The 13713-nt window shown below is 69.3% G+C and carries 12 protein-coding genes, 2 tRNA genes and 1 pseudogene; 1 reads left to right on the forward strand and 14 read right to left on the reverse strand.

Annotation, left to right across the window (positions count from 1 at the left end; translation table 11 throughout):
- Positions 1-24: 24 nt before the first annotated feature.
- The 4 genes and pseudogenes from INF26_RS04425 to INF26_RS04440 all read right to left on the reverse strand — a co-directional run.
- The gene (locus INF26_RS04425) at positions 25-330 is read right to left on the reverse strand and encodes a PTS sugar transporter subunit IIB (RefSeq protein ID WP_193529529.1); all 306 of its coding nucleotides are present in this window, start codon (positions 328-330) and stop codon (positions 25-27) included.
- Positions 331-403: 73 nt separating this feature from the next.
- Positions 404-838, reverse strand: a complete 435-nt coding sequence (locus INF26_RS04430) for a PTS sugar transporter subunit IIA (protein ID WP_193529530.1) — start codon at positions 836-838, stop codon at positions 404-406.
- A 30-nt stretch (positions 839-868) separates the two neighbouring features.
- Complete coding sequence (locus INF26_RS04435) at positions 869-2851, reverse strand: BglG family transcription antiterminator (RefSeq protein ID WP_193529531.1); 1983 nt, start codon at positions 2849-2851, stop codon at positions 869-871.
- 110 nt (positions 2852-2961) lie between these two features.
- Positions 2962-3252 (reverse strand): annotated as a pseudogene (locus INF26_RS04440) (peptide chain release factor-like protein); the annotation flags it as partial.
- A 189-nt stretch (positions 3253-3441) separates the two neighbouring features.
- Between INF26_RS04440 and INF26_RS04445 the strand changes: the two are divergent.
- On the forward strand, positions 3442-5601 hold the full coding sequence (locus tag INF26_RS04445; protein ID WP_193529533.1) for an LTA synthase family protein: 2160 nt from the start codon (positions 3442-3444) through the stop codon (positions 5599-5601).
- A 2-nt stretch (positions 5602-5603) separates the two neighbouring features.
- Here INF26_RS04445 and INF26_RS04450 read toward each other — a convergent pair whose 3' ends face one another.
- The 10 genes from INF26_RS04450 to INF26_RS04495 all read right to left on the reverse strand — a co-directional run bounded on the left by INF26_RS04450 (position 5604) and on the right by INF26_RS04495 (position 13709).
- Positions 5604-5897, reverse strand: a complete 294-nt coding sequence (locus tag INF26_RS04450) for a hypothetical protein (protein ID WP_143803101.1) — start codon at positions 5895-5897, stop codon at positions 5604-5606.
- Between the two features lie 90 nt (positions 5898-5987).
- Positions 5988-7127, reverse strand: a complete 1140-nt coding sequence (locus INF26_RS04455) for a DUF4179 domain-containing protein (protein ID WP_193529534.1) — start codon at positions 7125-7127, stop codon at positions 5988-5990.
- Complete coding sequence (locus tag INF26_RS04460) at positions 7111-7638, reverse strand: RNA polymerase sigma factor (RefSeq protein ID WP_193529535.1); 528 nt, start codon at positions 7636-7638, stop codon at positions 7111-7113. Before INF26_RS04460 ends, INF26_RS04455 begins: the two co-directional genes overlap by 17 nt.
- 186 nt (positions 7639-7824) lie before the next feature.
- A tRNA-Val gene (locus INF26_RS04465) sits at positions 7825-7899 on the reverse strand.
- Positions 7900-8303: 404 nt separating this feature from the next.
- Positions 8304-9674, reverse strand: a complete 1371-nt coding sequence (locus tag INF26_RS04470; protein ID WP_332307307.1) for a lysylphosphatidylglycerol synthase transmembrane domain-containing protein — start codon at positions 9672-9674, stop codon at positions 8304-8306.
- A 92-nt stretch (positions 9675-9766) separates the two neighbouring features.
- Positions 9767-10252: a YbaK/EbsC family protein gene (locus INF26_RS04475; protein ID WP_193529536.1), complete on the reverse strand. Its 486-nt coding sequence runs from the start codon at positions 10250-10252 to the stop codon at positions 9767-9769.
- A 43-nt stretch (positions 10253-10295) separates the two neighbouring features.
- On the reverse strand, positions 10296-11345 hold the full coding sequence (gene mnmA / locus INF26_RS04480) for a tRNA 2-thiouridine(34) synthase MnmA (RefSeq protein WP_193529537.1): 1050 nt from the start codon (positions 11343-11345) through the stop codon (positions 10296-10298).
- Positions 11345-12574 (reverse strand): cysteine desulfurase family protein, encoded by a 1230-nt coding sequence (locus INF26_RS04485; RefSeq protein ID WP_193529538.1) that lies wholly within the window; start codon positions 12572-12574, stop codon positions 11345-11347. Before INF26_RS04485 ends, mnmA begins: the two co-directional genes overlap by 1 nt.
- Positions 12571-13548 (reverse strand): putative ABC transporter permease, encoded by a 978-nt coding sequence (locus INF26_RS04490; RefSeq protein ID WP_193529539.1) that lies wholly within the window; start codon positions 13546-13548, stop codon positions 12571-12573. Before INF26_RS04490 ends, INF26_RS04485 begins: the two co-directional genes overlap by 4 nt.
- An 85-nt stretch (positions 13549-13633) precedes the next feature.
- Positions 13634-13709 (reverse strand) — tRNA-Gly (locus INF26_RS04495).
- Positions 13710-13713 lie beyond the last annotated feature (4 nt).

The raw sequence follows: 13713 nt of genomic DNA on the forward strand, positions 1-13713 counted from the left end.
GTGGGGGCTAGGCCCCGCATCCGCCTAGGCGTCGCCGTGCTCCTCCGCGAACGACTCGAGGTAGGCGAGGGTCTTCTCCTCGACCTCGGCCTTGTTCATGAAGTTGTCGAACTCCACGATGGGCACCTTCGCGCGGCCCTCGATGCGCTCTCCGAGCTCCTTGGAGATGAAGATGACGTCGCACTCGTTGGCGCAGCACGTCCCCACGTCCCCGCAGAAGGCTCTGATCTCGTAGCCGTTGGCCTTGGCGATCTTCTCGACGTTCATGCGCAGCATGAGCGACGAGCCGCAGCCCACGCCGCAGACCGTCTGGATCGTAGGCACTGCCATGGGTGGCTCCTTTCTCTCGTGGCCCTTCGGGCCTCCTCGCTGCCCCGGGGGGCCAGCGTCCTTACCGGTTTGGTTACGCGTTGACGAGCTCGTAGAGCTGCTGCTCGCTCGTGCAGGCGACCATGCGTCCCACGAACGTGTCGTCCAGGAGCTTCTCGGCGACCGTCTGGAGCCGGGCGATGTGCGACTCGCGGTCCACGCAGGCGAGGCACATGACCACGCGCACCGGGTCGTTGTCGGAGCCGAAGAAGATCTCGTCGTCGAAGAGCGCGACGGAGAGGTCGCTCACATGGACGTCATCGCCGGGCGCCGCGTGCGCGAGCGCGAAGCCGGGCATGAGGACGATGTAGGGCCCGAGCTCGTCGACGCTCGAGATCATGCGGTCGACGTATGACCCCTCGATGCTTCCGCGCTCGACGAGCGGAGCTGCGGCGAGGCGTATGGCGTCCTGCCACGTTCCGGCGCGGACGCCGGTCCTTACGCAGTCGCGTGCGATTGAGTCGCTCATCTACCTTCCTTCCTCTCGGTCGTGTGAACCTCAGTCGTGCTGCTCGAGCACCTCGGACGCGGTGAGCCCGGGGCGCCCCATCGTTTTGATCGTCTGCTCGCGCTCGAAGATCGGCGCGAGGCCCAAAAGCAGGCTCTTCTCGGTGTCGTGGATGCCGAGGACGATGACGCAGCGCACGCGCTTCTCGCCGCTCGGGCCGAAGGGGATGTCGTGGTCGAGGACCAGGACGGACGCGCAGTTCTCCCGCGCGCCGTCCGCCATGCCCGCGTGCACGTAGGCCGTGCGGGGCGTGAGCACCATGTAGGGCCCGTAGTCCTCGACGGCGGAGATCATGCGGTCCACGTAGCGCTCCTCGATGAGGCCGCGCGCGAGGAGCGGGCGGGCGGCGAGGCGGATGGCCTCGCGCCAGTCGTCGCAGCTGACGCCCACCTGGACGTCCTCGGGCCTCACGAAGTCGCGCACGGCGTGGACGGCGCTCTCGTCCTGCGAGGCGGTCGCGTAGGAGCGGAGGAAGTAGGAGCACATCTTCGAGTACGAGAGCTGCATGATCTGGCTCTTGACTCGCTCGATCTCCGACTGGCGCAGCAGCGGGTCGACCGTCACCACGGGTACGTCGTCCAAGCGGCAGTCGGTGGTGGAGACGACGAGGTCGACGCTGTTTGCCGCCACGTAGTCCCGCGCCTCCGCCTCCGTCATGGGGCCCACGACGTCGCACTCGGCGAGCGCGTAGGAGAGGCGCGCCATGAGCACCGAGCTCGAGGCGAGTCCGAACGGGCACACGAAGAGGACCTTGAGGACCATCGAGTCACGGGCGCTCGACTCGTAGATCGCGTCGAGGTACATGGCGATGTAGGCGATCTCCGCCTCATTGAGGCTGATGCCGTAGCGCTGCTCGGCGAGGCGCATCTGCTTGCGCGTGAAGTCGTAGAGCAGCGAGATGGAGACGATGATCTGCCGCGGCAGCTCGCTCTCCACCTGGATGTTGTTGCGACAGCGGTAGATTGCGGCGCGCAGGTGCGTGGTGAGGCCGTCGATGAGGTGCTGGAGCGCGGCCTCGTCGATGACGTGGAGCTCGTGGAGGGCGGCGATGAGGTCGCGGGAGATCAGGGCGGCCTCGTCGTCCGGAGCGGCGCTCGCGCGGTGCATCAGGCCCACGCTCGTGGTGCGCTGCGCGAAGACGAGCGCACCGGCGAAGCGCCGCTCCTGGGGCTGCTCGAAGACGTCGGAGAGCAGCCCGCCGAGGGAGCGGAGGAACAGGTCGTCGGCGCCGAGCGCGTCCTCCCCCAGGGCGGGGACGCCGGGAAGGGGGACCTCCCCCGCCTCGGGGAGCGTCTTGCCGCGGGAGATGCGCTCGAGCGCGTAGGCAAGGGCGATCGAGAGCGCCTCGGCGTCCACGAAGGTCGCGTCCTGGAGACGCTCTATGTCGCCGACCAGGCGCTCGGCGCGGTCGAGATGGACGGCCTCGAGCTCGCGCCGGGCGACCGTACGGGCCACGTCACGCGTGTCGGCGCCGGTGACGAGCGACACGAGACAGTGGCGCATCTCGAGCTCGGGACCGCGGAGATAGGTGCCGACGCCCTGCTCGCGACAGAGCTCGATACCGGAGGCCTCGAAGAACGCCGCGAGATCGTCGCATTGGGCGACGATGGTCGGACGGCTCACACCGCAGAGCGCGGCGATCTGCTGGAAGGTGACCGTGGGGCGGACGAGCAGCAGGACCTCTGCGACGACGGCGCGGTCCCCCCGGTCCGGGAAGGCGGTGTCGGGCTCGTCGAGCGCGGCGAGAAGGGCGGTGCGGGTCGCGTCGTCCGCGACGAGCCTGACCCCGGTCCCGGGAACGCGCTCGAGAGCAGCACCATGCTCACGGGCGTACGACTCGACGACGCCGAGATCCGTGCGCGCGGTGCGCTCGGAGACGTCGAGGCTGCGCGCAAGGAGGGTGGTCGGGACATGGCCGTCATGCCGGCACAGGTACCGCAGGCAAGCCTTCTGTCGTCTGCTCAGCTCGATCATCCCGCCCTCCTTGCCTCAATCGTGGCGGGGCATGACCTACCCATCAACGGCAAAAGGGCGCAGCGGCTGCGGCAATTTTCTTACTTACTCCTCAAAGCGGAAAAGCGGGGCTACTCCTCGTCCACGCGGCGGCGGAGCTGCTTGACCTTGCCGCGGGCGCGCTTGGACTCCAGGCGTCGGCGCTTCTGCGCGGCCGGGACGTGCGTCTTCTTGCGCGGCCTTGGCGGCCGGGCGCGACGGCGGCAGATCTCGAGGATCTTCTCGACGCAGCGCTCTCGGTTGCGCAGCTGGCTTCGCTCCTCGCGCGACACCACCACGATGCCGGTGGGAACGTGGCGCATGCGGACGGCGGAGTCGGCCGTGTTCACGCCCTGGCCCCCCGGTCCCGAGGCGTGGAAGGTCTGCGCCTCGCAGTCGCGCGCGATCTGGTCCGCACCCATGCGCGCGAACGCGGCATAGTCTCGATATGTGAGCCCGTTCTTCTCCATGCCCCCATCCTATCAGCCGCCGGACAGCGTGCCTGCACAAGTTTTTGACACGAGGCCTGTATCATGGGCGCTTTGTAAACCCCGCGTCATGGAAAGACACCGATGCTCTCTACCATCATGGCCCTTCCCCTGGTCGCCGGCATCGCCGCGATCGTCGTCCTCACTGTCCGCACCTCGCGTTCCGAGGGGCGTCCCACCGCCGGTCAGCTCTGCTGGCTCGCGGTCCCGCTGCTGACGCTCGCCGCGCTCGCCGTCCTGTGCCTGCTCGGGCTCTACCAGGGATGGCCGATCGAGCCGCTCGTCCTTGTCGCCGCCGCGCTGGCCGCGTCCTGGGTCATGCTCCGTCGCGACCGGGTCCGCGCCGCCGCCATGGCCTGGATCGAGGCGCACAACCGGACGCAGGCGAGCGCCCACGCCCTCTTCACCGTGGCCGCTCTTCTCGCCTGCACGCTGCTCGGGCACCTGGCCGTCGAGCTCCCGTACAACTACGGCGTGCTCTGGATGGCTCCCCAGTACGCGCTGCTCCAGTGCCTGCTGATCCTGCTCGCCCTCGGCGCGCTCCACCTCCTTTTCCAGCGCCGCGGCGCGGGCATGGTCGTGGGCGTCGTACTCTGCTTCCTGATCGGCCTCGCGCAGTTCTTTGTCGCGAGCTTCAAGTCTGCGGCGATCCTGCCGAACGACCTCTTCGTCCTGGGCACCGCGGCCGCCGTGAGCGGCAGCTACACCTACGCCGTCGGGGGCGGCGTGGTGCTGGGCCTTGCCGCCGTGCTGCTCACCGCCGCCGTGGGCTCGCTCGTCACGCCGGCGCCGGCGACCTCCCGCGCTCGTCGCGTCGCGACCAACCTCGGCGGCGCCGTCGCGCTTCTCGCCGCGCTCGTCGCCTGCGTCACCGTGCCGAGCTACTTCGACGACCTGGGCGTCCAGATGAAGTACTGGTACTCCCTCGACTACTACCGCCGGCAGGGCTTCATCACCTCGTTCGTCGCCGTCGCGCAGGACCTGCCGATCGACGTGCCCGAGGGCTACGACGACGAGGGTGCCGAGGAGCTCGAGGCCTCCTACGTCGAGTCCTACGACGAGGGCGAGGGCGCCTCCGAGGCGCGCCAGGCGTCCGAGGCGCAGTTCGACGAGGAGCGTCCCAGCGTCGTCTGCATCATGAACGAGTCCTTCGCCGACCTCTCCGAGCTCGACGGCGTCTCCTGGGGCTACGACGGCCCGTCGTTCGTGAACTCGCTCGACGACACGCTCGCACAGGGCAGCCTCGCGGTGTCGGTCCTCGGCGGCGGCACCTGCAACACCGAGTTCGAGTTCCTCACCGGCGTCCCGCTCGCCTACGTCGGCGACGGCAAGTACCCCTACTCCCTCTACGACCTCTCCGCGTCCCCGAGCCTCGCGCGCCAGTTCTCCGAGCTCGGCTACCAGACCACCGCGATGCACCCCAACTACGCCACCAACTGGAACCGCGACCGCGTCTACGAGGCGCTCGGCTTCGACGAGTTCCTCGACATCGACGACTTCGCCGGCGCGGAGACCTACCACAGCGGCGTCTCGGACGCGGCTACCTACGACAAGTGTCTGGAGCTTCTCGAGGGCAGCGACGAGCCGCAGTTCATCTTCGACGTGACCATGCAGAACCACTCCGGCTACGACCAGAACAACCTGGGCGACGTCGAGCAGTACCACGTCGACGGCATGAGCGACTACGACAACGCGCGCCTCTCCGAGTACCTTGCCTGCGTCGACGAGTCCGACCGCGCGCTCGAGGAGTTCCTCGGCGAGCTCTCCGAGCTCGACCGCCCCGTGGTCGTGGTCTTCTTCGGCGACCACCAGCCCGCGCTCTCCACGATCCTGAACGCCGCCGTGAGCGGCGAGCAGGTCTACGACGAGAACGGCAACGCGGTCGGCGGCGGCACCGGCGGCGGGGACGCGGCCGGCGACTCCGAGGCAGCCGTCGAGACCTACCGCTCCACCTACCTCGTCTGGGCGAACTACGACGTCGCCGGGCGAGCGCAGGACGGCGAGAAGAGCGACGCGAGCCCGGCCTACCTCGGCGCCCTGGCGGCGGACCTGATCGGCGCGCCACTCACGGACTACCAGAAGGCGCAGCTCGCCATCCGCGAGGAGCTGCCCGCGCTGAGCCTTCTGGGCATGGAGCTCGCCGACGGCGCGTGGGTCACTACCGACGACGAGGCGGGGCTCCCCCAGGCCTACGACGACCTGGCGCAGATCACCTACCTCGAGTTCGCGAGCAAGCTGAGGTAAGGCTACTCGCCGTTGGCGTCGCGGCGCTCCACGAAGAAGCGCCCGCGCTCCCACCAGAGCGTGCGCCAGACGTTCGGTGCCACCTCGACGCGCCACCCCTTGACGACGCTGCCGCTCTCCCAGCGGCCCCACTCCTGCTGCGCGCCGCACGAGAGCACCGGGAAGCGCCGCGTGCCGTCCCAGTCGATCTCCGTCGGTCGCACGGCGCCCGTGGAGTCCACCGCGCAGCTCACCTTGACGTAGACCCGGCGGTCGTAGCGCGGTATGCCGCAGGTGCCGCCGAGCCTCGTCATCACGTCCGACCCCCTTTACTAGAACAGGTGTACCCATTCTAGAAAGGGGGCCGGACACAAACCCTGCTACCTCGGGCTCAATCGGGACGGACTCTACGCGGCGCTCACGGGGATCTCCACGTCGCCCACCGTCACGCTCACGATGTCGCCCGCGGCGATGATGCGGTCGTAGGTCACCGTCTTGGTGACGGCGCTCGTGCCGTCATTCTGCTCCTGCGCGTGCGTGTTGGCGTTGGTCGCGTCGAACGTGGTGCCGTCCGCGAAGGTCACGGTGACGGGCAGGCCGGTGACCGCCTCCATCTTTGCCTCGGCCTCGTCGCTCAACTGACCCGAGGGGCCAAGGTCATCTATCTGCCGGTCGATCGTGTAGTCGACCGTGACGCCGACGGAGGACACCGCCACGGCGTCGATTGTGACGTCCGCGCCCTGCCAGGTGGTCTTCTGGCCTGCCGGCAGGTCGACGGTGGTGTCCACGTAGTTCATCTCGAACTTGAGGTGCCAGTCACCGGTCGCCAGGGTCTCGTATCCCCCCTCGGCATCGTAGGCCCTGATCTCGCTCATCCAGAAGCGCATGGTGCGCCCAATGATGCCGGCGTCGTTCCAGGTGGAAAAGCCCATGGTCTCAGCGTACTGGATGGTGCCGTCACCCGGGTCGGCATCGTAAAACCGGGCTCCGCCGCCACCGCCGTTGACGCCGTCGATGTAGCATGTGGCGTCGGCCACGAGCGGCAGCGTGCCGTCCTCGCCGGGCTCAATATCCTCGAGCACAGAGGGGTCGTCGAACTCGACGTCGTACACGACGGTGTAGTTCGACCGGTCGCCCACCACGGCCTCGGCCGTCACGGTGACGCCGTTCGAGGTCGCGCTCGCACCGATCGGCCGGCCGACCTCGTTCAGGAGCTCAGTCTGGGCGGGCGCACCGCCGAAGACGTCCGAGAGCACGTCGGCAGGGTTGGGCAGCACGCCCGCCGCCGCGGCAACGGTGGTGCCCCCGCCCAGCACAAGGGCGATCGCGAGCCCGGCGGCGACGCGCGCCCAGCGGCGCGTGTGGCGACGACCGGGACGGCGCTCAGACATGATCAGGACCTCCGCGGGGGCTTTGGGCTGAACGTTCTTCTCGGCGCCCTTTGCGGCAGCGGCGGCACGCAGGCCCTCGGCCATGCGGGCCTTGGCCTCGTCGGAGAAGTGCAGGCCATCCATCGAGCGGGTGTAGGAATCAAGCGGGGACGTCATCGTAGTCTCCCTTCAGGTCGTCTCTGAGGATCGCGCGGGCGCGGCTCAGGCGCTGGCGCACGGCGTCGTCGGTGGCGCCGACAATCCGTGCGACCTCGCGCGTGGGGTAGCCCTCGTAGTAGTGCAGGTAGACTGCCTCGCGCTGCGGGAGTGGGAGCGCCATCACGGCCGCGAGCACACGCTCGTCGCGATGCCGGTGCGCGTCCTCTCCGGACGCCTGTGGCGCCGCAGGCTCCGGCACGTCGTCGAGCCCCACTGCCGGGTGCGCGCCGCGGTCGCGCAGCAGGTTCCTGCAGGCGTTTGCCGCCACGCGTATGACCCAGGCGCGCTCGTGACCGGGGTCGTGGAACGGCTCGTCATGCAGGAGCAGCTTCACGAGCGTGTCCTGGCAGACGTCCTCGGCATCGGCCGTCGAGCGCAGGTAGGTGTAGCACACGCGCAGGACGAGGTCGGCGTAGTCGCGCACGAGCCGCTCGGGGTCGCGGTCGGGTGCGTTGCGCGGTCCTGTCATAGGCGGCCTCCTCTCGTGGTTTGTATGGTGGCTCTTCGGGGTCGCAGCTGCCTTCCCCTTCACCTACTACACACGGGAAGGGGCCGGATGTGACGACATGACTTGCTGGAAGCGGAGCGCCCGAAAACAGTCTCCTTCACATAGAAAAGCAGGTCAGAGACCATAGCCTCTGACCTGCGTCATTCGTGGTGGGCGTTACAAGATTTGAACTTGTGACCTCTTCCGTGTCAGGGAAGCGCTCTCCCCCTGAGCTAAACGCCCTTATGTGGTGCACTGCTGGGGACCGCAGCGCGAGGGATATCTTAGCAAGGAACCCGCCCGGAGCGCAAGCCCCAATTTCGGATACTTTTGTCGCTCCCGAAACCGCCGTCCCGGAATCGGCGGGGTTCTCCGGGCGAGCCTGGTCGCCATCCCGGAATCGGCAAGGTTCCCCGACGGCCCGCTCTTCTCGTCCCAGAAATGGGGCCCTTCCCGCGCGGAGGAGCGCCCGGGGGCGAGAAGGTCGGCGATTCCGGGACGCATCCGCGCCATCCGGCGGGAACCCCGGCGATTCCGGGACGCACGATCGCCGTCTGGCGGGAAGGTCCCCTTTTCCGGGACGCGCCGTCGGCGAAGATCGGGAACCCCCAGCGATTCCGGGACACCCCGGGGCGCACGGCGGCCGTCTACGCTCCGGCCGCGCCGTCCTTCTCGGCAGCCTCCTTCTTGGCCGCCGCGGCGGCCTTGCCGGCGGCGATGCGCGCCTGGACGCCGGAGCCGCCCTTCTTGGCGCCCGCGCCGGACACGACGACCTTCTTGGCCTTGGGCTTCACGGTGACGCCGCCGCGCGACGCCGCGCGCTTGCCGGAGCCGCGCCCGGTGACGAACCCCTTGATGCGCTTGCGGACGCGCCTCCAGCGTTTGTTGAGGCTCTCGTCGCTCTTGGAGCGCATGCCCATGCACGGGGCGGCGATGAGGACCGGCAGCAAGTACTCCACGGCACGCCAGATGACGAAGCCCGCCGTGGTGTGGACGCCGTACATGCCGCGGAAGAGGATCGCGAAGCCGACCTCGGCGCCGCCCGCGCCGCCCGGCAGCGGGACCGCGTTGATCAGCAGCTCCAGCATGGAGCCCGAGGCGAGGCAGATCAGGAAGTCGGCCGGCTCGCCGAAGGAGCGCAGCACGAACCAGGGCAGCGCGTACATGCAGCCGAGCTGCAGCAGGGTCACCGCCATCGTCAGCAGCATCTCGCGGACGTTCTTGGCCGAGCGCTTGAAGGTGGCCGAGAACTTGACCACCTGCGTGTTGACCATCTCATACCATTGCTCGTACTTCTCGTCCTTGAGCCAGCCGCGGCGGTTGGCGAAGCGCAGCGCCCAGTTGCCGATCGCCACGACCGGCTTGGGGAACAGGCACAGGAAGAGCATCGCGCCCACCTGCACCACCTTGAAGCCAAAGAGGAAGAGGCCGACCAGCGTGACGTCGCCGAAGGTCTCGTAGAAGTAGCCGCCGCAGAAGACGAGCATGATCGCGGCGAAGACGCCCTCGCCGGCCTCGTAGAGCACCGTGCGCGTGAAGTTGAGGGCGCTCGCCTCGCCCACCGAGAGGCCGGCACGCGTGAGGCGGTAGATCTGGGCGGGCGGGGCACCGGCGCTGTTGGGCGTCAGGCGCATGAAGAAGACGCCGGAGGCCTCGACGCTCATGAGGTCGCGCAGGCCCACCGGGTTGTCGGGGTCGGCGATGATCGAGAGCGCGTAGGCGAGCACGCCGAAGACGTAGTAGAACAGGAAGCAGACGACGCCCGCGGCGATCCAGGCGAGGTCCACGCCGGCGAGCGACGTCACGAACTCGTCGACCTGTCCGGAGAAGACCAGGTAGGCCGCATAGGCGATGGCGACGAAGCCGAGGAAGATGAACGTCTTGCGGACCTGGCCGAGCGACTTCTTGTCGGCGGCGCTGTCCTCGGGCGAGACCGAGCGCACGGCGGAGACCTTCAGCGGGACCTTCTTGGCCGCCGCCTTCTTCGCCTCCTTGGGGCTCTTCTCGTCTGCTGCCACGTGCGCTCCCGTCGCGTACGCAATCGGTCCAGTCAGCTAAGTGTAACGCGTCGGCGAGAAGAACGTCCGCCCGGCGCCCGCGAGCGGCAAGTCTACGGCAATTCTTCGTCTCTCCAGCCCTTGGCCACGTCCACCCAGCCGCGCGCCCCGGAGAAGCGCTCGAGCTCGTCGAGGGTGAGCTCGATTGCGGAGTTGGAGCTGCCGGCGGCGGGCCAGACCGTCTCGAAGCGACGCAGGGACTCGTCGAGGAAGACCTCGACCCCGGGCTCGACGCCGAAGGGGCAGACGCCGCCGACGGCGTGACCGATGAGCTGTTCGGCCTGGTCGGCGGAGAGCATCTTGGGCTTGGTGTGGAACGTCGCCTTGAACGCCTGGTTGTTGACGCGGGCGTCGCCGGCGAAGAGGATGAGCGTGGGCGTCTCCCCCACCATGAAGCTCAGCGTCTTGGCGATGCGCGCGGGCTCCGTGCCCACGGCGGCCGCGGCGAGCTCCACCGTGGCGCTCGAATCCTCGAACTCGCGGATGCGCGCGTCGGCGCTGAACTGCGCGAGATGCGCACGGGCTCTCTCTATCGACATGGCTCCTCCTCCGCGTGAGACAAAGGGGACGGGTTCACTTGTCTCACTTCTGCACGATGCCGCCGCCGAGGCAGCGAACCCCATCGTAGAGCACGGCTGACTGGCCGGGGGCCACGCGGCGCACGGGTTCTCCGAAGCGCAACACGCAGCCGTCGAGCTCCGCCTCGCACAGCTCGCCCGTGTGGCGCGTGCGCACGAGGTAGCGACCGCTCTCCGGCGCCTCGCCTGAGATCCAGCACGTGTCGTCGAGCGCAATCTCGCGCATGAAGAGCGCCGGGCTGTCATGGTCCGCCGTCACGTACACGACGTTCTTCTCGACGTCCGTGTCCACGACGTAGCGCGCGGGGCCGCCGCCCAGGTCCAGGCCGCGCCGCTGCCCCACCGTGAAGAGGAACGCCCCGTCGTGGCGGCCGAGCACCCGCCCGGTCTCCCACTCCACCACGTCGCCGGCGCGACGCTCCAGCGAGTCGAGGAGAAAAGCCCTGATGCCGACCGGTCCCACGAAGCAGATGCCGTCGGAGTCGGGCTTGTTCTCCACCCCGAGGCCGCGCTCGGCGCACATGCGGCGCACCTCGGCCTTGTCGCGTATCTCGCCCACCGGCAGGAGCGTTCGCGCGAGAGCGTCCTCGCTCACACGCCACAGGAAGTACGTCTGGTCCTTGTGCTCGTCGAGCGCGCGCAGCAGACGCACGCGTCCGCCCTCTCCGCGCTCCACGCGTCCGTAGTGACCCGTTGCCACGAAGTCGGCGCCAGCCGCGAGCGCCCGCTCCAGGAACGTCCCGAACTTCACGGTCTGGTTGCACATGACGTCGGGGTTGGGCGTGTAGCCGTGTGCGTAGGCGTCCACGAGGTAGTCCACGACCGTGGCCTTGTACTCGGCCTCGCAGTCCCAGACCTCCAGGTCGATCCCCAGCGTCACCGCCACGCGCTCCGCGTCCGCGAGCTCACGCGCCCACGGACACTTGAAGCCCGGCAGGTCGCGCGACCAGTTGCGCATGTAGACCGCCGTGACGTCGTGGCCCGCCTCGACGAGCAGCGCCGCCGCCAGCGCGGAGTCGACCCCGCCGGAGAGGCCGCAGAAGACGCGCGCCATCAGCGGCGCCCCCATCCGCCGGCGAGCGCCGCCATGGCGGCGGCGTCCGTGCCCACGCGCGCCATCTCCGCCCGCACGGCGTCCGCGATGGCTTCCACGGCGTAGTCGACGTCCTCCTCGGTGGTGCCGCGGCCCAGCGTGAGGCGCAGGCTGCCCTCGGCCAGCTCGCGTGGCATGCCAATGGCCTCGAGCACGTGCGAGACGCGCATGCGGCTCGCCGCGCAGGCCGACCCAGTGCCCACCGAGACGCCCGCGCGCTCGAGCGCGATCACCAGCCGGCGTGCCTCCACACCGGCGAAGGACACGTGCAGGAGGCCCGGCAGCCTCCGCTTGGGGCTCTTGGGGCCCGTGACCACCATCGACGGGACACGGGCGAGAAGACCCTCCCGCAGGCGCTCGCGCAGACCCGCGAGCCTGCGGCCTTCCTCCCCGCGCCGCTCGCACGCGAGCTCGAGCGCCCGCGCGAAGCCCACGACGCCGGCCACGTTCTCCGTACCCGAGCGCACGCCGCCCTCCTGGCCGCCGCCGTAGACGAGCGGTCGCAGCCGCACGTCCTCGGAGGCCCAGAGCACGCCCACCTGCTTGGGCCCGTAGATCTTGGCGGCGGAGAGCGTGAGCAGGTCCACGCCCAGCGTGGCGACGTTCACCGAGAGCGCGCCCGCCGCCTGCGAGGCGTCCGAATGCAGGTAGATGGGGGTATCCTCCCCCGCCTCGAGCCGGCGCGCCCGCTCGGTCGCCACCACGCGGGAGATCTCCCGCACGGGCTGCACGCAGCCGATCTCGCCGTTGGCGAGCTCCACGGAGACAAGCTCCGTATCCGGACGGATGGCGCGCGCCACCGCCGCGGCGTCGACGATGCCGTCCGCGCCCACGCGCACCGTGCGGCGCGCGTGCGTCCCGGCGCAGGCGAGCACGCTCTCGTGCTCGATGGCGTCCACCACCACGTGACCCTCGACCGCCGCGAAGGCGAGGTTGTTGGCCTCGGTCGCCCCGGCGGTGAACGTGAGGCAGTCGGGACGGGCGCCGATCAGGCGCGCGACCGTGCCGCGGGCCCGCTCCACGTCGTCGCGCACCTCGCGGGCGCGCGCGTAGGGCGCCGACGGGTTCCAGAAGCGCTCCGTGAGGTACGGCAGCATGGCCTCGGCGACCTCCGGGTCAACCGGCGTCGCCGCGGCGTAGTCGAGGTAGACCTCGCGCATGGGCGCCTCGTTCTTCTCGCCGTGCGTCATCGGGCCTCACTCCCCCTGCTCACCGCGTCCCCGCTCTCGTCCAGCACGATGTTGCCGTCCTCGTCCACCAGGTCGCGCTCCCCGCCGATCTTGAGGTTCTGGAAGCGCCCGGCGATGAACTCGTCGGAGTAGTTGGTGTCGACCCACTGCTCGAAGGCGTTGGCGGGCGGCTCGCCCGCGTCGCGCTCGGCCTTGCGGTCGAAGCACACGAGCGTCATGGCAACGTCGGCCACCAGGTACAGCGCCACGAGCGTCACGAAGATCGCCTGGCGGCGCGTGGTGGGCATTCCGATCTGGTAGAGCAGCCGCGGCATGACGGCACGACACCACACGAGCCCGAGCAGGCCCCACATGAGCAGGAAGCGCCATGCCACCCATTGCGTGATGTGGTCGGGCAGGTGGAGGTAGGTCCAGGACTCGGCGTCGAAGAACGCGGACATGGACCAGCCGGCGAGCTGCTCGAGCACGCCGCCCACCAGGGCGGAGACGAGAAACACCTGCCAGCCGGCGGCGCCGCGCGAGCGCAGGGCGAAGCTGAGCACCGTGAGGGCCACCGCCCCGAGGCCGTAGAGCGGCGAGAAGGGCCCCCAGACGAGCCCGACGCGGTTCTCGGTGAGGCCCGAGGTGGCGAGCATCCAGACCTCCTCGATCAAAAGGCCCGCCATCGAGCCGAGGAAGAAGATGATGACGACCTGGTACCAGCCGAGGTGCAGGTGGTCGAGGTACTCGTCGACGGCCTCGTTGGACGCGTGCCAGCGGGCGAAGAGCCTGCCCAGGCCGCGGCGGCGCTCCGCGCGGGCGAGCTCGCGCTCGAGGACGTCCTCGGACTCCTCCAGGGCGTTCTCGGCGCGCTCGACGCGCTCCTCGCCCAGGCGGTCGCCGCGCGAGAGCCACTCCCAGAAGAAGACGACCACGCGCACGAACCCCTGGATCACGGCAAAGAGAAACGCCACGAATATGAGGGAGAGGAACATGTGCCCAGCGACTCCTCGACGACGGGACCTCGTGCTCGACAAGCATAGCAAAAGGGCCGGTCAGAGACCGGCCCTCGAGAGTTTCTGGAGCGGGCTACGGGGTTCGAACCCGCGACCTCAACCTTGGCAAGGTTGCGCGCTACCAACTGCGCTAAGCCCGCGACG

The sequence above is a fragment of the Thermophilibacter gallinarum genome (assembly GCF_014982725.1).
In the GTDB taxonomy this organism is placed as follows: domain Bacteria; phylum Actinomycetota; class Coriobacteriia; order Coriobacteriales; family Atopobiaceae; genus Thermophilibacter; species Thermophilibacter gallinarum.